This window comes from Flammeovirga sp. EKP202, assembly GCF_014534745.1.
Taxonomy (GTDB): domain Bacteria; phylum Bacteroidota; class Bacteroidia; order Cytophagales; family Flammeovirgaceae; genus Flammeovirga.
In genome coordinates, this window is record NZ_JACVVP010000011.1 from 19,452 (window position 1) to 43,253 (window position 23,802).

The window sequence follows — 23,802 nt, forward strand, 5'->3', positions numbered from 1 at the left end:
GCCAGGAGGAAAACTACCAAACTAAAATGGTAGAAAACTCAATGGCGCGAATGTTAAGCGTCAGCGTCATTCGTGTCCTTCAGATCATCAGAAATCTCCTGATTTCTAAACAATATAAATAACGTAAACTTAGTTTATAATGTATTTACTCCTTACGCATTATTTCTTAATAACTATTTCTCTCGCTGATCAAATTTTGAAAATAACAATAGAATAAATAACCTTTGTATTGTATGACAACAACATTTACATATAGCTCACCTATGGTGCACTTGATCTCCGCTTAGTCCGGCAGGTGCTTCTTCTTACCATAAAATATGTAAGGTACTCCAAAGTACCTGTCGGTTTACTGTATCTGATATTCAGATGAATTAAATCAAAAAAGTCATATAAAATACAAGACATTGAAAACAATTTCACTTGAACAATTAGGGTTCAATTCAAAGCTATATTCTAATCATTCAGCATTAAATAGAAATGAATGGGCGAGAGTCATTGCAGAGCATAAAGAACGTTATCTTGTGCAAAATGAAGAGGGTATATTTGAAGCTGAAATTATGGGCCACCTTCGTTTTACAGCAGAAGATAGGACTGATTTTCCCATGGTAGGCGATTGGGTACAAATCATGCCTTTTGATGAAGGAAAAGCATTAATTCAGCAAGTTTTATATAGAGATAATGTACTCAAACGACAAGCCATAGGGAAAGAGGGAGAAGCACAATACATTGCTTCTAATATTGATAAGGCTTTTATCGTTTTTTCTGCCAATAGGGATTTTAATCTGAATAGAGTAGAACGTTTTGTGGTACTCTGTTACGATGCTAATATAGAACCGATTCTTATTTTGAGTAAGGCGGATCTAGTTGGTGATGAAGAATTAAAAACATTGCAACTACAGATTATCGATCGTTTTCCAGAGTTAGATATTCTGACCACAATGATAGAGGACACTGCTTGCATCGAACAATTAAAATCAAAGATACAACTAGATAAGACATACTGTTTCTTAGGGTCTTCGGGTGTAGGGAAATCCACTTTGGTCAACCTTCTTTTAGGGAAAGATAAAATGCTGACCCTAGAGATAGGAACCACTACCAATCGAGGGAAACATACAACAACACACCGTGAATTAATTGTAATGGAAGAAGGTGGTGTTTTAATTGATAATCCAGGAATTCGTGAGGTAGGTATGACATCTTCTCAAAGTGGTATGGAAGATGCTTTTCCTCTTATTATGGAACTTTCAGAACAATGTAAATTTTCAGACTGTACCCATCAACATGAAAAAGGTTGTGCAGTGATCAAAGCCGTAAATGATGGTGAACTTTCAGAAGCAGCTTATGAAAATTATCTTAGACTCCATAGAGAACAGGAACATTACACAAGTTCCGAAGCTGAAAAAAGAAAGAAGGGTAAATCTTTTGCAAAAATGGTGAAAACCGTAAAACAGCATAAACAGCGTTTTTAAGCAGTTTTATCCTTAAAATCAGAAGTCTTAGAAATTATAAAATTCTTGTCTTTTGATTTGTAATCAGGCCATCATTTAGTAGTATCTAAATCAGCCTTGAAGGTAAGGAAATGCACTTATCCTGATTTTAATTAAAGAACCGCTTCATAACAATACATGCCTCATTATCTTTTGATGGATGAGGTGTGTATTTCTTTTTGATATTACTGATTTTTTTTACAATTTTAAAATCAAAACTTTCATTGATCTAATCTTATAAACTAAACTCTCTTTCTAAATAAAACCATGAGAAAATTTTTACTATTATTTATCGTAGTACTATTCAGCTCGTGTCATCTTAGTAGATATGTCACACGATTAAATGCTAATATTACAGACCATAAAATTTTTCCAAAAACAGAAATATCTACAGGTCAAAATACATTTCAATTTCTAGAGCAGCCAACGGAATTTACCGTTGTTTCAGAAGGAGTTTCTATGTCCTTAGACGAACGTTTACAGCAAACATCAACTGTTTCTTTTTTGGTCATTCATAAGGACACCATTCTCTTTGAAAACTATTATAAAGGATATAAACCTGATTCTATTTCTAATATTTTTTCAGCATCTAAATCCATCACTTCTTTATTGGTAGGGATTGCAATTGATGAAGGAAAAATAAAAAGCGTGAACGATCCAGTAGTTAACTATATCCCAGAGTTAAAAGAAGGAGACCCAATGTACCTGAAATTAACGGTAGAAGATTTACTTGAAATGCGTTCAGGATTGAAGTTTAAAGAAGCCTATTTAAATCCTTTTGCACACGTTGCTCGATTGTATTATGGTAAAAATCAATTAAAACAATTCAAAAACCTTAAGTTTGAATATGAACCAGGTGAAGTTCATGATTATCAAAGTATTTCAACTGCTGTTTTAGGAATGGTAGTAGAACGTGCCACGCAGATGGAACTTGGAAAATACCTTGAGCAAAAAGTTTGGCAACCGATGGGAATGGAGTTCGATGCTTCTTGGAGTGTCGACGATAATAAAAATAGATCAACTAAAGCTTTTTGTTGCTTGAATACAACAGCAAGAGACCTTGCAAAAATAGGTCGTTTATACCTGAACAATGGAAATTGGAATGGGACTCAAATAGTGAGTGAAGATTGGATTTTAAGATCTAAAACAGCAAACATGGAGAACGATTGCTACCAATATCAATGGTATAGTCAATCTGCTGAGAACGATAAAGATAAAGAAGGAAATGCTTATACTGATTCTCTCAGTGCTGTGAATGCTGCTATTGAAAATAAATATCAGAACTTCTATGTAGAAAGAGTATCCAATTCGTCAAAGGAGTGGCAGATCAATTATTGCTCCGAGAACTTTTACGCAGTTGGCATTTTGGGACAAATCTTATATTTGAATCCATCTGAAGACATCATTATGGTTCGCCTTGGTGAAAAAAGAAAAGTCAGTTATGGAAAGATTTTTACTCAAATCATGGCCCAAATAGAGAATAAAGAAAAAGAAGTACTATAATTATCACGTTTATGAAATTATATTTATTGAGCATTTTGTCACTTGTGTTCTTAAATGTTCATGCTCAGGATATTTCACTCCAAACAAAAATTGATTCAATCGTTACTTCTAATATGGAACTATATATGATTCCTGGAATTAGTATTGGAGTGGTGAGCAATGGGTCTATTCTTTATACTAAGGGATATGGTGTGAAAGAGGTTCATACAACCCAAAAAATAGAAAGTCAGTCTGTATTTCATACTGCTTCCGTAAGTAAGTTATTGACGGCCCAAGCCATAATGCTGTTGGTAGAAGAAGGTAAAATAAACTTAGAAGATCGATTAGTAGATGTGATTTCAACCCTTAATTATTCTGATAAGAGAGTAGAAGAAATTGATATCAAGTCATTATTGAATCATACTTCGGGTTTACCAGATATCAATAATTATCATTGGCAAAATAATCATCAATCAGATAAAGCGCTTTCATCTTATATTCAAAACAACAAACTGAAAACAAAGTACACGCCTAATACAGTTTATAAGTACAGTAACTTGGGATATGATATTTTAGGTCTTTTGATAGAAAAAGTCTCAGGCCAATACTTTGAAGATTATATAGCAGATCAACTATTAAATCCCATACAAATGGGGGATAGTGATTTTAGGTATTTCAAAATAAAGGATGAGTTGAAAGTAAAGCCTCATACTAAAAAAGGGAATAGTGTGATGGTGCGAAAAACCTATCCTTATACCAGAGAACATGCACCGAGCAGTACACTAAATGCTTCGTCAATTGATTTATCAAAATGGATGAATTACTTTCTGAAACAATTGCTGAATAGTGACTCTAACAATATATATTATCAAATGCAAAACTCATCAACTTCGGTATATGACCACATTGGTTTAGGTTTTCAAATTTTTGAGATTGATGGATATAAGGTCATAGGTCATTTTGGTGGAGACAGGGGATTTCGAAGCTTACTTCTAATGATACCAGAGAAAAATATTGGGGCAGTCGTTTTAGGTAATTGTGATTATAATGAAGATTATAGGCAAGAGATATTGAAGCCTATATTGAAGTTGCTTTTAAAGGAATAAACTATTTTTATAGAATCTGATAAAGAATTAACATCAAAGGTCAAGTATTAATATTTTATTAATCATAAAATCGATTTTTTTAATTCTTTTGCCACATAAATTAAACTAATTACATTATAAACTAAGTTTTCGAATATTTATGGTGTTTAGAAATCAGGAGATTTCTGCTGATCTGTAGGACACGAATGACGCTAACGCTTAACATTCGCGCCAGTTTTCTACCCAATTTGTTTGGTACTTCTTCCCTCGGTCTTGAAGGGAAAAAGCGTTAAGAATTTCATGGATTGAGCCGTTAAAAATGATTTTGCTGTTTGAGCACAGCGAGTTTAAAATCATTGAGGCGATAGAAATGGAATTTAGCTTTTGACTTCTAAACCTTGACTTTTTGCTTCGTTTTTGTGTTAAGACAAAAATGAAGAAGAAGGAAGTTTGAAAGTAGATCCTATAAATGTTTATAGAAAGACTAATCAAAAGTTGACGATCACTTAGTTTAAAATGTGCTAATAAAAATGTAGTTATGAAAGTCTATACATCAATACTCACTTCAATCATCTTATTGTGTCTTTTTGGAAATCTCGCCATGGCACAACATCATCATGATCATAGCCATGATCATTCGCACTCACATGAAGGGTTGCATCATTGGGAAATACCAAGTAAGGATCCTGATCGAATTATATTAACTTTTCATGGAGATCCGGCCACAAGTAGAGCAGTAACTTGGAGAACGGATACAAGTGTGGAAAGTGCAGTTGCTCAAATAGCGGAAGCTACAGTCAACTCAAAGTTTACCGAAGCATCAAAAGATTTTAAAGCTACTACTGAAGAATTTGACTTGGGGTTGTATAAAAGTAATGCGTCTTTAAAAGTACACTATCATAGCGTGGTATTTGAGGGATTAGAGCCTGATAAATTATATGCTTACCGTGTAGGAGATGGAAAAGAACACTGGTCTGAATGGATTCATTTCCGTACCGCCAAAAGTGAGTATGCACCCATTGAGTTTGTTTACTTTGGAGATGCTCAAAATGATGTATTAGACCATTGGTCACGCGTGATCCGAATGGCTTATCAAACCGCACCAAATGCCTCTTTTGTAGTGCACGCTGGTGATTTGATCAACAAGGCACATCGAGATATGGAATGGGCTGAGTGGTACAAAGCAGGTGGGTTTATCCATAGCCAATGGACATCGATTCCAGTAGTAGGAAATCATGAATTTAGAGGTTTGGAAAAAGGAGAGAAGAAGCAATTGGCAATTCAGTGGAGACCTCAATTTACGTTGCCAGTAGAGAAGTCTTTAAATACAAATTTACATGAGACAGTTTACACTGTGGACTATCAGGATGTGCGTGTGATCGTTTTGAATTCAAATGACTTGTTGGAAGAACAAACCACATACCTAGAGCAACAGCTAAAAGATTGTGATGCAAAATGGAAAATTGTCACTTGTCATCATTCTGTTTTTTCACCTGCAAAGGGACGTAATTTTCAATTTGCAAGAGATCATTGGAAACCGCTTTTAGATAAATATAATGTCGATTTGGTATTGAATGGCCATGATCATACTTATGCTAGAGGTCACGTTCCCACAAGAACTTCAGATAATAAGAAATCAAAGTTTTTAAGTACAGTTTATGTTACTTCAGTGAGTGGGCCAAAACAGTATAAGTTAGACCCGGAGCAAATGAAGGAATATAAAGCTGATGGTTATGAATTGGATGAATCAGGTGAGCAGACGCAGTTTTATCAAGTCATCAAAATTGATGGAGATAAGTTGACCTATGTGGCGTATACAGCGATTGGGGAGGAGTATGATAGAGCCGTCATCACAAAAGACTTTAAAACGGGTAAGAAAAAACTTACTGAAAAGTAAAATTAATAATGGTCTTTCCGCTACTTTAATGAAATAGTGGAAAGACTTTTTTTAAATACGCTTATTGCCAATCTAGTATCTACAGTCTAATCAAAATAATGTAAATTGAAATATCTTGACTTTTAACCGTATTAATTCAAAATTATCATGAATGAAATAGATTGGATTGGTTCATTGGGCGTATTTCAAATTCTACTAGCCTATACTTTAAATGTTTCAGGAAAATTAGAGAGAGGGAGTATGATCTATAAACTCTTAAACCTATTTGGAGCTTCCTTAGCATGCCTGGCTTCTGTTTTGATGAATTATATTCCATTTATTGTATTAGAAGGCGTTTGGGCTTTTGTATCTTTGGTTTCACTATTTCGAAGGAAAGAATAAATTAAAAAGTACTTATCATTAACTATTATTAATCCATGAATAAAGTAAATTTTGAAACGCTCTATCCCATTGCTGAATTTAAAAATACGGTTTCTTTAAAAGTATTAGTGGAAGATAGTGGAGTGAATAATGTCATTGTTGACGACTACTCTTACTACAGCGATTTTGATGACCCCACTAAGTTTCTAGAAAAAAATGTAATGTACAATTTTGGGATCTCAGGAACTGCGTTGAAAATCGGTAAGTTTTGTGCAATAGCTCATGGTGCAAAATTTATCATGGCAGATGCGAATCATTCTACAAAAGGTGTATCCACCTTTCCTTTTGCTGTTTTTGGATCAGAATGGTCAGACAAACTGCCAATAGGAGAATACCCTTTTAAGCAATACAAAGATATTGAAGTGGGTAATGATGTTTGGATTGGGTATAACGCTACCATTATGCCGAATGTGAAAATAGGAGATGGGGCCATCATAGGCAGTAATGCAACCGTGACTTCAGATGTGCCTGATTATGCAATTGTAGGAGGAAACCCTGCGAAAGTCATTCGCTACAGATACACAAAAGATGAGATTCACCTTCTAAAAGGGCTTAAATGGTGGGATTGGGAAAGGGCCTATATTGATGAAGCCATTGAAATCTTAGTAAAAGGTACAGTGGAAGATTTATTATTTTTTGCGACGAAGCAAGGACTAATAAAAGGTTCATAATTCCTTATTTTTTACTATTAACCCTTTCAAGTTGACAGATTATCAAAATATACTCCGCAATATCAAACGGTATGTTGAGTTGAGCGAAGAAGATGAGCAAGAATTTATCAGCATAATCAAGACTTCTTCAGTAAAGAAAAGGCAGTTTATTGTTCAGCCTAATTTCGTTTGTGAGTACCAAACTTACGTTGAAAAAGGAGCTTTTAGAAGCTATTTTGTAAGTGATGAAGGGGAAGATCATACCATACAATTTGCGATAGAGGATTGGTTTATCAGTGATTTCAATAGTTATATTAGTCAGGAACCTGCTTCCCTTTTTGTAGAAGCACTAGAAGATGGAATCATTCATCAAATTGCATATCAAGATGTAGAAAATCTTTGTGAAAAAAAACCGAAGTTTGAACGTTTTTTTCGATTGGTAGCCCAAAAATCTTTTGCATATGCTCAAAAGAGGGTTTTATCGAATTTAGGTAAATCAGCTGAAGCTAGATACATTGAATTCCAAGCTCAGTATCCGACTATCGTACAACGAGTGCCACAATATGCATTGGCTTCATATTTAGGTATGTCGGCTGAGTTTTTAAGTAAAATAAGGAAACGTTTAAGTAAAGCTTAAATTTTTAATCGGTCTCTCTACACGATTTCTCTATACGATATAAAATCTTGAACTAGTTCAAGAACATTTCTTGTTCTAGTTCATTTCTATTCGATGCGTGATCCACCACTTTTGTACTATCAATAATCATTAAATACAAAAGCAGATGGAAAATACATCAAAACGAGTTTGGTTGATTACAGGAATTTCAAGTGGATTAGGAAAAGCATTAGCCATTGAAGTACTGCAAAAGGGGGATTTCGTCATCGGAACCTTTAGACAGCAATCTCAAACTGATCAATTCAATATTGAAAATAAAGACAATGGTTTAGGTATCACACTTGATATTACAAACACTGGTAAAGTGACAGAGGCAGTGGATTTTGTTTTATCTCAGTTTGGTAAAGTGGATATTTTGGTAAACAATGCAGGGGTAGGTTTTGTAGGTGCGATTGAAGAGACGTCTTTAGAAGAGACAAGAAAAGTATTAGAAGCCAACTTCTTTGGTGCTCTTCACCTTACACAACTATTACTCCCTTCCATGCGAAAAGCACAACAAGGACATATTGTACAAATTTCTTCTCATGGTGGGATTAAAGCTTTTGCTGGGTTTGGAATTTATAATGCCAGTAAATTTGCCCTAGAAGGATTTAGTGAAGCTTTAGCGCAAGAAGTAATGCCTTTCGGAATCAAAGTTTCTATCGTCGAACCGGGACCATTCAGAACTAATTTTGCAGGCAAAGGCCTAAAAATGGCTAAGAAGACCATTGAAGATTATGACACTACTTCAGGTGCATTTAAAGAGAAATTGAAAGAAGTTAATGGAAAACAGGAGGGAGACCCAGTCAAAGCATCAAAAGCGATCATTGATTTGGTCAATTCAGAGCAACCTTCTTTACGTTTACCCTTAGGTAAAACGGCGTTGATGACCATTAATATGAAATTGGAGAGTGTAAAATCTGATTTAGAAAAACATAGAGAAGTGGCTTCTGAAGCAATTTATAACTAGATTTTTTTAATGTCTTCTTTGAATTAAGTTCAGGATAAAAATTCACATAGAATTGATCATGTATTTATTGTTATTTGTGGTGGTTTATTGTACTTGAACATTATTTAATTTCAAAACTCAGAATAACAAAACTCCTTAATGAAAGTCTTAATTATCGGATCCGTGGCAGCAGGAACTTCTGTAGCTGCTAAAGCAAGAAGAAACAATGAAGAAATAGAGATTGTGATTTATGAAAAAGACTCTGATATCAGTTATTCAGGTTGTGGATTACCTTACTACATCGGAGAAGATTATATTCAACGTGAAGACTTAACACCTCGCAATCCAAGTTGGTTTAAGAAGAGATTCAACCTTGATATTAAAGTGCTTCATGAAGTGCTTTCTGTTGATCATGAGAAGAAAGAAGTCAGTGTAAAAAATTTGAGTAGTGGAGAAGAGTTTATAGATAAATATGATAAACTCGTTTTTGCAACAGGAGCAAGCCCTATCATTCCACCAATAGAAAATTTGGAAAATGACTTCACTTTCATGTTGCGAAACGTCAATCAAGCAGATAAGGTGAGCGAATTTGTGGAACAAAATAAGCCTAAAAATGCAGTAATTATTGGTGCTGGATATATTGGTCTTGAGTTAGCTGAAAACCTGAAACATATTGGCATTGATGTTACAATTGTAGAGAGAGGATCACTCCCAATGCCAAACCTTGATAAAGATGTTGCTGTTCATATTGCAAAAGAATTGAGAAACAATACTGTAACTTTTATGGGAAATGAATCTGTAAAAGGGATTATTTACAATGATGAAGAGAAACTTGTACAATTAGAATCTGGTAAAACGATTGCAACTGATTTTGTAGTCGTGTGTGTCGGTGTAAAACCTGTTACTCAATTAGCACAAAACATTGGTGTAGATATAGGGTATAAGGGAGCGATCTCAGTTGATAAGTTCATGCAGACAAATATTAATGATGTATATGCAGTAGGAGATTGCGCATTGTCTTATTCTGCAATTGATAACAATCCAATTTGGGTACCGCTTGGTTCTACTGCAAATAAGATGGGACGAATTTGTGGTGATCATATCACGGGTGGCACTTTATCTTTTCAAGGTATATTAGGAACTGGGATTTTCAAATTATTTGACCTATCTGTAGGTATGACAGGTTTAACAGAACAGCAAGCAATTGAGAAAGATTACAATTATGTTGTTCATCACAATTACAAGCCAAACCAAAGTCAATATTTGAAAACATCAAAAGAAATGATGATTAAGATGTTGGCTGATAAAGATACCGGTAAAGTATTGGGTGCACAAATTGTAGGCAAAAATGGAGTTGATAAACGTGTTGATGTTATTGCAACTGCTATTACATTTGGAGCAACAGCAGAACAGTTGTTTCATTTAGACCTAGCTTATGCTCCTCCCTTTTCAACAACAAAGGATCCAGTTCATTATTCTGGAATGGTGCTTAATAATGCTATAAAAGGGAACAATCAGATTATTACTCCACAACAATTAAATGCCAATAGGGATGAATTTGTAGTAATTGATGTTAGAGCCAATCACCAATATGAATCAGCACATATTGAAGGGGCTATCAATATTCCATTAGCAAAGATACGTGAAGAATATAAAACTATAAGTAAGGAGCAAAAAGTGGTAGTTCACTGTAACAAAGGTGTTTCTGGAAATGCAGCACAAAACATTCTGTTGAATTTAGGCTTTAAGGAGGTTTATAACCTATCTGGAGGTTTTAAGAATTACAAAAATGTAGCTTCTATTTAATACTATTTTCTAGACTAAAAAACAAGCACCAAACAAAAATTTGGTGCCTGAGTCATTTTCTAGGTTCTTCTAAAATAACCACAATTACCGAAAGTAATCAGTCAGCCATAACTGAAAGAACAGTTATTTTTGACTGGTTACTCCGGTTCAACCAATTCAAATTTCTTAAGGGCCGCTTCAATTATATCTAGACATTTCTTCAATTGATTTTCTGTAATGACTAATGGTGGAGCAAAACGGATAATATTACCATGAGTAGGTTTGGCAAGGAGGCCATTATGCATTAATTCATAACAAATTTCAGTAGCAGTACTACTGTCTTCTGTGTCGTTTACGATCAGTGCATTCAATAAACCTTTGCCTCTGATACCCACCAAAAGGTCTGTTTGCTTACACAGTTCAAGCATTCTTTCTCTGAAGATTTTTCCAAGTCGATAAGCATTTTCTGTTAACCTTTCATCCTGAAGAACTTGGAGTGCTTCCATCATCACTGCACATGCAAGAGGATTCCCTCCGTAGGTAGAACCATGCTGGCCTGGCTGGAAAACATCCATTACCTCTGATGAAGTCAACACTGCTGATACAGGGTAAAATCCACCCGAAATGGCTTTACCGAGGATGATCATATCGGGTTTGATTTCTTCATAATCAGACGCCAATAATTTTCCGGTTCTTCCTACACCGGTTTGTACTTCATCTACCATGAAAAGAACATTGTACTTTTTACAAAGTGCTTGTGCCTTTTTCAAATACCCTTCTTCAGGAAGGTAAACACCTGCTTCCCCTTGGATCGGTTCTAACCATAAACCTGCTACATTGGGGTTTTGAATCACCTCTTCCAAGACTTCTAGATTATTGTAAGGCACAATCTCAAAACCAGGCATAAAAGGCCCAAAATTGGTTGTGGCAACAGGATCTGTAGAAGCAGAAATAATTGTTGTTGTTCTGCCATGGAAGTTTTTTTCTACGCCCACTATAATCGCTTTATTTTGAGGAATACCCTTCTTTTCATATCCCCATTTTCTGGCGAGTTTAATAGCGGTTTCATTTCCTTCAGCCCCCGTGTTCATAAGAATGGCACGCTCATAGCCAAAAAGGTCGCAAAGCATTTTTTCAGCTTTTCCTAATTGGTCTGAGTAAAAAGCTCTTGAAGTAAGCGTCAATTTTGAAGCTTGCTTTGTCAAGGCATGGAGAATTCTAGGGTGCACATGACCTTGATTGACGGCACTATAGGCAGATAGGAAATCAAAATATTTTTTACCTTCTACATCCCAAACATAAACTCCTTCTCCTTTTTCGAGTACTACAGGAAGGGGAGCGTAATTATGGGCCCCGTATTTTTTTTCTAAAGCGATTGCCTCTTGTGAAGAGGTGGTATGGTTAGTATTCATTCCTTTATTTCTTTATGATTTTGTGCATAGACTTTTTACCGTTTTCGTTTATCTGAACGATGTAAATCCCTTTATTCAAAGAAGAGAGATCAACAGTATTTGTCTGTACTTGGATTAATGTATTTCCCAACATATCGATCACTGACATTTCAACAACTTCAGCAGAAGTATTGTAGGTGATTTGTCCTTCGGTTGGGTTTGGAAATACTTGATTTGAAATTTCTATAGCTGTAAAATGCTTTGTTCTGGCAGAGGAACCACCACTGATCATCACGGTATAATCTTCCACTTCTCCATAACTAATCACATCACAAGGATTGGGATAACCGTCATTTGCATATTGCATACTTACTCTCATTCTAGTAGTACCGCTTAATGCTGAGTTAGGAACAGTGAAGTTACTTGTAAAAGATCGTCTTGTTGATCGATAGGCGATTTCTTCAGTATTGGTATCAAAAGTACCATCTTGATTGTAGTCAATCCATATCACAAATCGTTCTCTATCAGAGGTGTTAGGGTCTACAAAAAGGGTGTGTGTATTTCCTTTTGTAAGGTTAAAAGTTACCGAAGTATAATTTCCATACCCATTATCATTTCCTGAGAAATTGTATATTCCATCAATTCCCACTTCATCGATATATTCATAACTAGTGGAGTTGCCATAAGATGAACAATAATCAACCGCTGAAGCCGTAGTGGCAATTTGGATAGGAGAGTAGCTACTTTGTTCGGTGCCACAAACACTTCTCACACGAAGATCATAACTCGTAGAAGATGATAGGGTTTGGATTGAATAACTAGTAGTATTGACAGTAACAGTTGTCCATGAAGAAGTACCCGTTACTCTATATCTCAATTTATAAGAACTCGCCGCAGTGTTATTCCAAGAGGTTGTAATGCTTGAAGCGGTTGTTCCATCGATCGACAAATTGGGAATATCACAAACAGTTGGGGTTGTTCCACCATCACAATTGGGTGCAGTTGCTCCAATCGTTGCTCCACTTCCATTGATGTAATTAAAACCATTGTAACCGTTGTTTGTGTACATGTCCAACCAACCACCACCTGATGCAGTTTTCCAATCGTTTAAATTAAATGAATTACCATTTCCATTGATAGAACCTTGAATCACGTAAGCCTTCACTGCCTCTGAACTGTTATTCCATACTAAAGATTGACCAGAAGTGATATTCTCAGGGGTTGTACAGTTGACAACCATAAAGTAGGCTTTAGTAGGGTATTGCGTTTGTCCTCCATCTCCAAACACTCTTGCATTACCACTTCCATCTATACACACAAATGTAGCTTCATCACATGCGATGGCATATCGGGTTGTTTCATTTTGATCCGCAACAGTTCTCGCCAACAATCCGAAAGCTCTACCGTATCTATTTTCATTATTCGTTCCATGGGTACGATCCAAATGTGTATCAGTGATGACATTGGTAAGGAAAGGGTTGTCAATAAAGTCGTTGTAAAATAATGAATTGCTGGTATAAGGATGGTAAGGATCGTTCAGGATCTCTGAACTTAAAATTCCTGAAGTTGCTGGAGCATAGTAAGCACCGCCCATAATTGCCATTCCTGCAGAAGTCCCCCCAATGGGCACTTTCTTTACATTAATGAGGTAATTTATCGCATCTTCAATAGCTGTACCTTTCCAAAGGTCCATATATTCTCTTTGATCTCCACCTGCAATAAATACAGCTTCAGCATCACGTATATATTGTGCTACTGTTGCATTATTGGCGGCATTTTTAGTTGTAATTGATAGCTCAGCGGCAGCACTTATTGAATTACTAAAGTTACTCCATATCCATGAAGCCTGATTGCCTACGGCATCCGTTCTTAGTACTAAATAATCACCTCCATCTGCTTGATTTAAGAACCACTGCGTAGCATTCACTTCTCCATCACCACCCACTTCTGCACCGCCTACAAGCATTGTTGCACCATTAGGAGAAATGTTTCCATGCCCGTTCCATGTACCACCTTCCAAAGAAAAGTTATACCCTTGAGCATAGGAGTTTAAAACATTTAGAAATAGAATAGCAATGAATGCAATTCCTTTTACATTGTAATAGTTACTTTTCATAATAGTTATAATTTAAGGTGAGAATTATAAGAGGCCTTCTTGAGGTGAATTATAGTAAGATGCATCATAATGCCAAACGAAAAACGCTATGAATTGAGTGTTTACATCCTATAACACAACCCCAAGATTGTCCTTGAAAAAAAGAGCTAATAAGTTATAGTTGATTGAAAATATTTTTATGTTAATGAGTTGGTTCTACTCATCAATTATATATTTATAAGTTTACGATGGTCTACTTCCCAACACCCTTCTTCTTCATTTTTCCATTGCTGAAAAAACGAAGCAAAAAATGCTAGGATTAGAAGTCAAAATCTAAATTCCATTTCTTTCACCTAAATGATTTTAAACTCTCTAAAGCTCAAACAGCATAATCATTTTTAACGGCTCATTCCATGAAATTCTTCACGCTTTTCCCTTCAAGGCCGGGGGGAGTACTACCAAACTAAAATGGTAGAAAACTCACTGGTGCGAATGTTAAACGTTAGCTTCATTCGTGCCCTTCAGATCATCAGAAATCTCCTGATTTCTAAACACTATAAATAACGAAAACACTGTTTACAATTCACTTCGTTTAATCGTTATTATATCAAATGGAAATAGAGTGGAAGTACTAACAAAATCCCTGCTGCTATCATTAAGATACCTAATAAAGGTAACATCCATTTGAGCCAAATTTCATATGGTATTTTGGCAATAGACAACACTCCCATAGTGACTCCACTTGTTGGAATCACGAGGTTTGTGAGTCCATCCCCAAATTGGAATGCTAAAACTGCTACTTGTCTTGATATGCCTAAAAGGTCACTTAAAGGAGCAGTAATGGGCATTGTCAAAGCTGCTTGCCCTGATCCAGAGGGTAATACGGTATTCAATGCACTTTGAAATAAGAACATCGCTTCGGCTGCTGCGAAATCTGGCAATCCATTCATAAGGTTGGAGATTGAAAATAAAACGGTATCAATAATCTTCCCTTCAGTAGCGACAATCAAAATCCCTTTGCATGATGCAATCACCATTGCAGCGGTCATCATTTCCTTGGCACCTTTGATAAAATGATCACTCATTGTATTAGCGTTTATGCCACATATAATGCAACCTAAAAAGCCAATAACGAAAAATAGCGCACCTATTTCTACCATATACCATTGATATTGAGCAACACCAATAACAAGGGCGATAATTCCCAATAGAAACAAAAAGAGTACAGCCTTTCTTTTGAAATTAAAGTCTACAGTTTTGATTGCACTTTTATCTCCTTTCTCATCCTTTGAAGCGATTAAGCTTTTATGAGGGTATTTCTCAATTTGTGAGACGTAATACATGATGTACATTACACCAATCAAAGTGAAAATGCTCCAAATAACGATTCTATATTCCCAACCACTAAAAAGAGGAATTTCTGCAATACCTTGTGCAATCCCTATGGTGAAGGGATTACTGATTGCACCTGCAAACCCAACGCCAGCTCCTACAAAAGGAATTGCAATCCCAACAATAGGGTCTAACTTTAATGCTTTCGCCATGGGAAGTGTAATTAAAATAAAGATGAGCACTTCTTCAGACATTCCAAAAGTGGCACCTGCTAGGGAGAAGCACACAATCAGAAATGGAATCATTATTTTTTTGTAAGTTGATTTTTTGTTACTCCAAGCCACCAACTTTTGTAAACCGGCATCAATGGCTTCGGTGGAAGTAATCATACCAAATGCTCCTCCTACAATAAAAATAAATGCAATGATTTCAGCTGCAGCAATAAATCCCTCAATCGGAGCTGTAAAAAAAGAAGTGATACTTTGAGGTTGTGCTTCCACCAAATGATACGTGTCGGGAATTAAAATATTCCTTCCGTCAATTACTTCTCTTTGGTATTCGCCTGCTGAGATTACCCAGGTGAGACCAATAAAAAAGAGAAGAATAAATGAGGTAATCACCAAAGTATCAGGTAACTTCTTAATCATTATTTCTTTGTTTACTTGTGATGAATTGTACTAAGAAAATAGGGGATTCTTTACGATAGAATTGTACTTATTTGAAAATAGCAACGTTAAGTTTTTGTTCATCAGATGAAGTCCAACCTCTATACATGCCTTCTGAATTAAAAGATAGTTCAATGTTTCCTTCATGGTCCACTGCGATAACTCCTCCTTCACCTTCCATTTTTACTAATTTATCATGTACCACCTTATCAGTAGCTTCCTTCAATGAAAGTTGTCCCATTTCCATATAAGCCGAAATATCTCTTGCTACTGTAGCTTTCAAAAAGAATTCTCCATATCCTGTACAAGATACTGCACAACTTTCATTACTAGCATAAGTACCAGAACCAATGACAGAACTATCACCTAATCTTCCATACCTTTTATTGACCAAGCCCCCTGTAGATGTGGCCGCAGCAAGGTTACCCTCTTGATCTAAAGCTACAGCTCCAACTGTTCCAAATTTTCTCTCCCCGTCATGATCCACTAACATTTGATTGGTTTCTTTGGCCATCAGCCATTGCTTATATCGGGATTGAGTGAAAAAATAATCCTCTTTTTCTTCTCTCAGTTGATGTCTTCGTGCAAACTTTAATGCCCCTTCACCATGCATAAAAACAAAGTCAAGATCGTCATGGATTTTCTTAGCCAATTGAATTGGATTTTTAATCCCACGAATTCCTGCTACTGCACCTGCTTCTAATGTCTTTCCAGACATGATTGAAGCTTCCATTTCAAATGAACCGTCATGTGCCATTACTGAGCCTTTTCCAGCATTAAAAAGAGGACAGTCCTCTAAAGACTTCACTGCAATTTCAACGGCATCTACAGCGGTACCTCCATCGGCAAGACATTTCTTTCCTTCATAAAGAGCGTGTTGTAAAGCTTCGTGTATTTCATCTGCTTTTTCAGGTGTAATTTCCGAAGGTAAAAGTGTTCCGGCTCCTCCGTGAATAGCAAGGGCAAATTTATTTTTCATATTACTTTTTGCTTATAATTTTATCTTATCACCACTTCGAAGTATACTTACATTCATTTTTCGAGTGCTGATTTTTGTTTTGTCTGTGTTGATATGTTGTGGTTTCTCTACAAGTATTACCTGACTTTCTCCCACCACTTCGGCAGTATTGTTCTCTACTAAAATTGCCGTTGATTCATCAATACCGATTCCTTTTAACTCAGGATGTTCGATGACCGCAGAAAATAAACGGTTATATCTGCTTCTTTGTATAAAATGCTGATCTATAATCACGCTTTTGAGCATGCCTAGACCTGTACTATAAATTAGATTATTACTTTCAATGGTTCTGCCAGTATCATCGTATTCTGGATAGTTTTTTTCATCACCCGTAATCATTACATGGCTCATTACGGCTGCTCCTGCACTAGTTCCGGCAATCATTCCTCCATTTTCAAAACAATCATGAATTGCTTTGTATATTCCAGTACCTTCGATTCTCTTCATAAAGCGGTTCTGATCACCTCCCGTGATGTAAATTAATTTAGCATTTCTCAAAGAATCTAACGCAGTGGCAGAAGGCATGTTCTCAAACGTATAATACATTGACTGAACATTTATGAACCCCAGTTCTTTGAATTGCTTTATACCATAGTAACTAGATGTATCAGGCTCTATGCTGGACATAGCGAGCACTACACCATACCCTTCTTTTAAATCTGCCTCATCTGCCAATCTTTGAATTAATGCAGGTGGCCTTTTTCCTCCTCCAATAATAAAGAGTTTTCCTTGTGCTAAAACAGAAGCTGATAAGAGCAGCAACGCAGGTAGTAATAATTTAATTTTCTTCAATATCTTAAGATTTAAGCTCCCTCTTCCAAACTAGAAGAGGGAGTGTTATTCACCTAAAATTTAGCTACGCTAATCGTTTAAAACAAGCCCAATGCAAGTGCATAAGGTCTCAATGTTTTTACGTCTCCAACTACTGGAGCATTATCAATATCTAATACCACTTTGATATCTGAACCATCAAGGTTGGCAGACATAATTTTACCATCTGTACCATCATCATTTGTACCTCTGTCTGTCCAGTAGACTCTTTTAGTGATAGGGTCAGCAATTGTACCCCAAACAAATTCCACTGGATAATCAACAAATTCTACAGTCGTTTTAGTAGCAATTTCATAGATCGTTCCTTTTGCTGTAATGAAATCGAAATAGTATAATTTACCATCAAGATAAGAGATGTCACCTGCATCAACACCAGGAATGATTTCTTCTAAACCAGTACCATCCATATTAACTTTATAAACACCTCCACTATAATCGTAAGCATCATTTGCAAAATAGATTACCTCATTTTCTGCATCATATGAAATACCTAATGGTAATGAACCTTCTAATGCACCAGTAGCTGTTGAAAATTCCACAAATGGCTTTAAGTCAGAACCGTCTAAAGCAGAGGTATAAATACCACCTTCAGCACCCCAGTACAGTCTTCCCTCAATCACTTTTACACCTGCAGGGTAATACATCATGTAATCATCTTCGCCAAGATCTGCTACATTTAATATTACTGATTTTTCTCCTTTTACAAGTGCATCATATTGATACATTAACTCATCAGCTTGGTCTACAACATATAAGTTTTCATTATCCAAGTCCGCAACAATACCGTAAGGCTTAGTATGGTTTTCACCAAAAGTTTGAATGATTGGTGTTTCAGCATCGTCATCCAAAATAATCATGTGAATCTGACCTGTAGCTCTATCAGTGTAGTAAAGAGTTGGTTTTTTACCCCCAAGTGGATCTTTGATCACAATCGTTTGAGTAGTAGTATCTGCTCTGTCATCATCAGCTCTTGCAATTAATGTAACGTCAAAAGTACCAAACTCTTCGTACGTAAATTCAGGGTTTTCATCTGTTGAAGTTTCTCCTTCTATACCGAAGTTCCAAACATATGAAGTAGCTGCAATTGATGTATTTGTAAAAGTAACCGTTGAAGGAGCAACCCCTTCATTCGATAAATCATAATCAAACTTGGCCACGACACTTGCTAATGCTGGAAGCTCTTCGTCTGAGCTACTACAGTTTGTTAATATTATAAGTGAAAGTGGAAGTAAGGTTGCCAATAACCTTAGTAATAAGTTAGAAAAAGTTTTCATAGTTCGTAAATAAAATAATTAAAAGATACTCTGTTGTGGGGTAGACTTAAGGTCTGTCCGCTTTAAAATATGCTATCATTTAGCAGTTGAATAATTAAAATCAGTAGTGTTGGATGTTCTTTTTCTATCTACTCTTCATTAGAATATCATCACATAGCTATGTTCTTCTATTCTGCTTTGATTAGGCCAAAAAATAATAATCCCACTTATTCAAATTTCAAATGTGCAACCGCTTAAGCCATGGAAAATGACCGTCAATGATTTGTTGAGGCAATAACTATCCACCCTGTAAAAAATACCTACAGGTTAAAATTGTCATTGCTTTATTTTCTCTTTTTAGTAAATGGAGTGATGAAGAAAGTAGACTTTTAAACGAATTTTTTCGCCATCACTCCAATAATGATTTCCAAAGGTTAGTATCCAGGATTTTGATCCTCCTGATTGATACTTGTATTGGTTTGAATTTCTTTGAGAGGTATTGGATACAGTTGTGAATTGACAGAAATACCTAAAGTTGAGGTTGCTCTATCCGTTCTCACAAGGTCATTCCATCGGTGTCCTTCAAAACAAAGTTCCCATCTTCTTTCATCAAGAATGGTTCTGATCGGATCACTACCTAGACTCGTTAGAGGGGTAATTGCTCTTTCTCTCACTGCATTCAAAGCCTCCAGAATCTTATCTTCAGCACTCATACCACTAATTCTATAATGCGATTCGGCTTGGATTAAATACATCTCTGCTAATCGTAGGATAACGATTGGATCTGCTCCGTTGGCTGTATCTTGATATTTTGCGACTCTCTTACCCGTGCCATTACCATCAAGCGTTGGGAATTCTTGGAAAATGAAGGTAGAACGAGCATCATCTCTCTTGTAAGAATTAGAAAGACCGTTCGTGAAACTCACTTCACCACGACCTCCCAACGAAGTAGGAGAGAGGTAGTAAGACATTCTGTTTCGGTCTTGAGCCGAATAATTTAATTGGAAGATGACTTCGGTATTTTCTTTAGAAGTAAAGATTGACCCATAATCCAACTCAAGTTCATGCTTACTATTTTCCGTTACTGAAGTAGCAAGGTCAAGTGCTTTTTGATAATGAGATTGACCGTCTTGGTTTGTATTTTGAAGGTAACTTCCATAATATAGTTCCACTCTCGCCATCAAAGCATCAACGGCTGTTGAACTTACAAAGAAGTTTCCTTTATCAAGGGTGATACGCTCTTTTGCAGTAGCCAAGTCTTGGAGAATTAAAGTGTAGACTTCCTCCCTTGATAACCTTGGTAAATTGATATCACTGTTTATCCCTTGTGTTGAAGCTACTTTGTAAGGAACTCCACCAAAATTTTTCAATAAATCAAAATGTGCCAAAGCTCGCATGAAGTAGGCTTCACCGATGGTATTGTTTCTTTCTTCTTCATCCATCACAATTGTTTCCCCTCTTTCGATGATATTGTTAGCAGTATTGATAGCAGTATAGACACTTGACCAAAAACTCTCTATACTCGCATTGTCACTTAGAATGGAATGATTTTCAAATTGCTGATAATCTAATGATGTACCTGTTCTTTGACCATCATTAGAAGAAAGTGCCCCTAAAATATAAAGGTCCCTTCCGTAGTAGCTGTCCGATTGGAAGTCATTGTACATTCCCATCAAAGCAGAGTTCAAACCGTTGGCATCAGTAATGGCATCTTTAGCATCTATTGAAGCAACGGGCTTCACGTCCAAATTACTTTCACATCCAATTAGAAGTGATACAAGTAAAATACCTGATATATGTTTTAATTTTTTCATGGTTGATTGCATTAGAATGAGACATTTAAACCAGCTGTGAAAACTCTAGCGTTAGGGTAGGTGAAGAAATCTGTACCCATTCTTACACCATCATCACCAGCATAATTCACTTCAGGGTCCATACCGGAGTAATTGGTGAGTGTAAATAGGTTTTGACCTGAAACATAGACTCTCATTCGCTCAATAAAAGCCTTTTTTGTAAGTACTCTTGGAAGCGTGTATCCAAGTGTTACATTTTTCAAACGGATGTAAGATCCGTCTTCTACAAATCGGCTTGAAGCTCTATTATTGTTGTTGGGGTCATTGGCTGTAGCTCTTGGAATATCTGTAATATCACCCGGCTGTCTCCATCTGTCTAAAATCGCAGTAGTTTGGTTGTCTTCGCCTTTCATTGACTCCAAGTAAACTCTCGTACCATTGTAAATATCATTACCTACAGAATACTGGAAGAAGATACTTAAATCAAAGTTTTTGTAATTCAAAGTATTGGTAAATCCGCCATAAAAATCAGGGTGAGGATTACCGATTTTTGTTCTATCATCTGATGTGATTTCACCGTCACCATTTACATCTTTGAAAACCAAATCACCAGTAGAGGAGTCTACTCCTAAAACTTTGTAACCGTAGAAAATACTGATTGGCTCACCTTCTTCAATTCTATTATTTCCTCTACCAATATTATCAATAGGTTGTCCGTTATAAAGCTTTAAGACTTCGTTTCTATAGGTAGATACATTAAGCGATGTTTTCCAATTAAAATCTTTCTTTCTAAAAATTTCATAGCTTAACAAGACTTCAATACCTTGGTTTTTCATTTCTCCAATATTGGAAATTACTGAAGAGAAACCAGACGTAGGTGGTAATGGTCTTGATAATAACATATCAGTGGTCATTTTCTGATAGATATCTGTTGTCATCGTAAAGCGATTCCCCCATAGTCCTAAATCAATACCAAAGTTGGCTTGTTTTACAGTTTCCCATTTCAAATCTTCATTTGGTAATTGCGTAGGAGATATACCTGGCTGACCATTGTAATCAGCACCAGAACTGTAAAGTGCTTGGTACCTGAAATCGCCAATAGCATCATTACCTGTTAAGCCATAACTACCTCTAATTTTAAAGTCTGAAATAGCACTTATGTCTTTCATAAAGTTTTCCTCTACAATTCTCCAAGCTACAGAAGCTGAAGGGAAAGTACCGTATCTGTTGTTCGTCCCAAACTTTGAAGAACCATCTCTACGAGCACTAAATGCGAATATATATTTGTTTGCATAGCTATAGTTGATTTTTGTGAAGAAAGAATTCAATCCTCTATCCAATCCATAGCTGTCCGCTTCAATAATTTCTGAAGCCGATGTGATGTATTCAAATTCTGGTCTTGAGAAATTTTGTGCTCTGATGTAATTGCTTCTATTCTCATAGCTTTCACTACTAAAACCAGCCATCACATCAAAACGGTGATCATTGATTGTTTTGACATACTGTAAAGTGGCATTAATCGTTGAGTTGATCGAAGTGTTATTCGCACTGAAACCCAAACCATTGTAAGATGCTCCTTGACGTGTGTTTACTGGATCATAACTATGTTCTCTCAAGTTATAATAATCAAAACCTACTTGTGTACGGAAAGTAAGATCATTGATAATTGCTATATCCAAATAAGCATTTCCAAGACCTCTATAAGTATAAGCTTTATTGATAGACTCATTGGCAATGGCAACTGGATTAGCATAAGGACCGTCTTCGTTATAGCTTCCATCTTCATTATATACCGGGTAAATGGCAGGGAGTGAAAGTGCGTTTGGAAGAGGTGCATTCAAAGATTGATCACCTTCAATTCTATTGTTTTCAGACATACCAAACTGCAAACTTGTTCCCATTTTGATTTTATCTGAAAAGTGGTGGTCAATATTTGCTCTTAAGTTACTTCTATCATAACCACTACCTTTTACTACCCCTTTTTGATCAAAATAACTTCCTGAAAGGTAAAAGCTCGTTTTTTCACCGCCACCTTGAAGGGAAAGATCATAAGAAGCGATAGGGGCATTTTGGAAAATTTCATTTTGCCAATCCGTATCATGCTCGAAATTATCAATATATTCTTGTGTGTATTTTTCAATACCTAATTGATCATTTTTATAGTCAAACCATTGTTGTTTGTTCAATAAGTCTAAACGCTTATAGACTTGTTGTACCCCGCCAAAGGCGTTAAATGTAATTTTTGTTTTGCCAGATGCACCTCTTTTTGTGATGATCTCCACCACACCGTTTGCTCCTCTAGCCCCGTAAATTGATGCTTCAGTACCGTCTTTTAATATTCTGATGGATTCAATATCAGAAGGGGATAGGTCAGATAATGCACTAATTGTTTGACCACTAAAACTAACTTGAGAACTGTTCTCTGTAATTACAGGAATACCATCAATCACATAAAGTGGTTGGTTGGCGGCATTGACAGAACCCACTCCTCTTACACGAACAGAAAGTGCACTACCCGGCGTACCAGAATTGGAATTGATCTGAACACCCGAAGCTTGACCAGCTAAAGCGGCATCCAATGTTGCGACTGGAAGATCCTGTAACGTTTCACTGTCTACAGACTGTAATGAGGACGTCAATAATTTTTTGCTCGTCGAAGAATAACCAATGACAGTTACTTCTTCTAACTCTTCTAATTCTGATGCCATACTGACATTCAGGGTAGTACGATCACCGATAGTATGTTCTTGGTTGATCATACCAATATGATTGAAAACTAAAACTTTACCTTTATCTGCTTCAGTGAGTAAAATGGAGTATTTACCATGAAGATTCGTTACTGTTCCGTGCGTTGTTCCTTTTATAAACACCGTTACTCCAGGAATAGGTAATCCATCTGCCTCGCCAATCACTTCTCCTTCGATTTTAAAATCTTGAGAATAGGCTAAGCTTATGCTAAACAAGAGAATAGCAGTAAAAATTAGTCGAATATGTTTCATAATTATTGTACTTGG

Annotated in this window: 17 protein-coding genes; 9 read left to right on the forward strand and 8 right to left on the reverse strand. The window is 36.2% G+C overall.

What is annotated here, in order from left to right; genetic code table 11:
* Positions 1–404 precede the first annotated feature (404 nt).
* The 9 genes from rsgA to IC221_RS08935 all read left to right on the forward strand — a co-directional run bounded on the left by rsgA (position 405) and on the right by IC221_RS08935 (position 10,431).
* The gene (rsgA, locus tag IC221_RS08895; RefSeq protein WP_223241334.1) at positions 405–1,469 is read left to right on the forward strand and encodes a ribosome small subunit-dependent GTPase A; all 1,065 of its coding nucleotides are present in this window, start codon (positions 405–407) and stop codon (positions 1,467–1,469) included.
* 285 nt (positions 1,470–1,754) lie between these two features.
* On the forward strand, positions 1,755–2,990 hold the full coding sequence (locus tag IC221_RS08900) for a serine hydrolase (protein WP_188168632.1): 1,236 nt from the start codon (positions 1,755–1,757) through the stop codon (positions 2,988–2,990).
* A gap of 11 nt (positions 2,991–3,001) precedes the next feature.
* Positions 3,002–4,075 (forward strand): serine hydrolase, encoded by a 1,074-nt coding sequence (locus tag IC221_RS08905; protein ID WP_188168633.1) that lies wholly within the window; start codon positions 3,002–3,004, stop codon positions 4,073–4,075.
* A 517-nt stretch (positions 4,076–4,592) separates the two neighbouring features.
* A complete protein-coding gene (locus IC221_RS08910; RefSeq protein ID WP_188168634.1) occupies positions 4,593–5,951 on the forward strand; it encodes a metallophosphoesterase family protein in 1,359 nt (452 codons plus the stop codon).
* A 147-nt stretch (positions 5,952–6,098) separates the two neighbouring features.
* The gene (locus IC221_RS08915; RefSeq protein ID WP_188168635.1) at positions 6,099–6,332 is read left to right on the forward strand and encodes a hypothetical protein; all 234 of its coding nucleotides are present in this window, start codon (positions 6,099–6,101) and stop codon (positions 6,330–6,332) included.
* A gap of 35 nt (positions 6,333–6,367) precedes the next feature.
* The gene (locus tag IC221_RS08920; RefSeq protein WP_188168636.1) at positions 6,368–7,042 is read left to right on the forward strand and encodes a CatB-related O-acetyltransferase; all 675 of its coding nucleotides are present in this window, start codon (positions 6,368–6,370) and stop codon (positions 7,040–7,042) included.
* A gap of 31 nt (positions 7,043–7,073) precedes the next feature.
* The gene (locus tag IC221_RS08925; RefSeq protein WP_188168637.1) at positions 7,074–7,658 is read left to right on the forward strand and encodes a Crp/Fnr family transcriptional regulator; all 585 of its coding nucleotides are present in this window, start codon (positions 7,074–7,076) and stop codon (positions 7,656–7,658) included.
* A 145-nt stretch (positions 7,659–7,803) separates the two neighbouring features.
* Entirely contained in the window at positions 7,804–8,646 is an 843-nt protein-coding gene (locus tag IC221_RS08930; protein ID WP_188168638.1) for an oxidoreductase, read from the forward strand.
* A gap of 138 nt (positions 8,647–8,784) precedes the next feature.
* Positions 8,785–10,431, forward strand: a complete 1,647-nt coding sequence (locus IC221_RS08935; protein ID WP_188168639.1) for an FAD-dependent oxidoreductase — start codon at positions 8,785–8,787, stop codon at positions 10,429–10,431.
* A gap of 137 nt (positions 10,432–10,568) precedes the next feature.
* Here IC221_RS08935 and rocD read toward each other — a convergent pair whose 3' ends face one another.
* From rocD to IC221_RS08975, 8 genes are all read right to left on the reverse strand, one after another.
* On the reverse strand, positions 10,569–11,822 hold the full coding sequence (rocD, locus tag IC221_RS08940; RefSeq protein ID WP_188168640.1) for an ornithine--oxo-acid transaminase: 1,254 nt from the start codon (positions 11,820–11,822) through the stop codon (positions 10,569–10,571).
* Positions 11,823–11,826: 4 nt separating this feature from the next.
* Entirely contained in the window at positions 11,827–13,917 is a 2,091-nt protein-coding gene (locus tag IC221_RS08945; RefSeq protein ID WP_188168641.1) for a GEVED domain-containing protein, read from the reverse strand.
* Between the two features lie 581 nt (positions 13,918–14,498).
* Entirely contained in the window at positions 14,499–15,875 is a 1,377-nt protein-coding gene (locus IC221_RS08950; protein ID WP_188168642.1) for a YfcC family protein, read from the reverse strand.
* 67 nt (positions 15,876–15,942) lie between these two features.
* Complete coding sequence (locus IC221_RS08955) at positions 15,943–16,872, reverse strand: isoaspartyl peptidase/L-asparaginase family protein (protein ID WP_188168643.1); 930 nt, start codon at positions 16,870–16,872, stop codon at positions 15,943–15,945.
* A gap of 12 nt (positions 16,873–16,884) precedes the next feature.
* On the reverse strand, positions 16,885–17,703 hold the full coding sequence (locus IC221_RS08960) for a cyanophycinase (protein ID WP_188168644.1): 819 nt from the start codon (positions 17,701–17,703) through the stop codon (positions 16,885–16,887).
* A gap of 77 nt (positions 17,704–17,780) precedes the next feature.
* On the reverse strand, positions 17,781–19,016 hold the full coding sequence (locus IC221_RS08965; RefSeq protein WP_188168645.1) for a PKD domain-containing protein: 1,236 nt from the start codon (positions 19,014–19,016) through the stop codon (positions 17,781–17,783).
* 413 nt (positions 19,017–19,429) lie between these two features.
* Positions 19,430–20,809, reverse strand: coding sequence for a RagB/SusD family nutrient uptake outer membrane protein (locus tag IC221_RS08970; RefSeq protein WP_188168646.1), 1,380 nt, complete (start codon positions 20,807–20,809; stop codon positions 19,430–19,432).
* Between the two features lie 11 nt (positions 20,810–20,820).
* On the reverse strand, positions 20,821–23,787 hold the full coding sequence (locus IC221_RS08975; protein ID WP_188168647.1) for a TonB-dependent receptor: 2,967 nt from the start codon (positions 23,785–23,787) through the stop codon (positions 20,821–20,823).
* Positions 23,788–23,802: the final 15 nt, after the last annotated feature.

Bases quoted from the DNA above. Each gene is read 5' to 3' on its own strand.
- IC221_RS08945 (WP_188168641.1), bottom strand. From the start codon at position 13,917: ATGAAAAGTAACTATTACAATGTAAAAGGAATTGCATTCATTGCTATT.
- IC221_RS08935 (WP_188168639.1), top strand. From the start codon at position 8,785: ATGAAAGTCTTAATTATCGGATCCGTGGCAGCAGGAACTTCTGTAGCT.
- IC221_RS08965 (WP_188168645.1), bottom strand. From the start codon at position 19,016: ATGAAAACTTTTTCTAACTTATTACTAAGGTTATTGGCAACCTTACTT.
- IC221_RS08920 (WP_188168636.1), top strand. From the start codon at position 6,368: ATGAATAAAGTAAATTTTGAAACGCTCTATCCCATTGCTGAATTTAAA.
- IC221_RS08955 (WP_188168643.1), bottom strand. From the start codon at position 16,872: ATGAAAAATAAATTTGCCCTTGCTATTCACGGAGGAGCCGGAACACTT.
- IC221_RS08915 (WP_188168635.1), top strand. From the start codon at position 6,099: ATGAATGAAATAGATTGGATTGGTTCATTGGGCGTATTTCAAATTCTA.
- IC221_RS08975 (WP_188168647.1), bottom strand. From the start codon at position 23,787: ATGAAACATATTCGACTAATTTTTACTGCTATTCTCTTGTTTAGCATA.
- IC221_RS08950 (WP_188168642.1), bottom strand. From the start codon at position 15,875: ATGATTAAGAAGTTACCTGATACTTTGGTGATTACCTCATTTATTCTT.
- IC221_RS08900 (WP_188168632.1), top strand. From the start codon at position 1,755: ATGAGAAAATTTTTACTATTATTTATCGTAGTACTATTCAGCTCGTGT.
- rocD (WP_188168640.1), bottom strand. From the start codon at position 11,822: ATGAATACTAACCATACCACCTCTTCACAAGAGGCAATCGCTTTAGAA.
- IC221_RS08970 (WP_188168646.1), bottom strand. From the start codon at position 20,809: ATGAAAAAATTAAAACATATATCAGGTATTTTACTTGTATCACTTCTA.
- IC221_RS08910 (WP_188168634.1), top strand. From the start codon at position 4,593: ATGAAAGTCTATACATCAATACTCACTTCAATCATCTTATTGTGTCTT.
- IC221_RS08905 (WP_188168633.1), top strand. From the start codon at position 3,002: ATGAAATTATATTTATTGAGCATTTTGTCACTTGTGTTCTTAAATGTT.
- IC221_RS08930 (WP_188168638.1), top strand. From the start codon at position 7,804: ATGGAAAATACATCAAAACGAGTTTGGTTGATTACAGGAATTTCAAGT.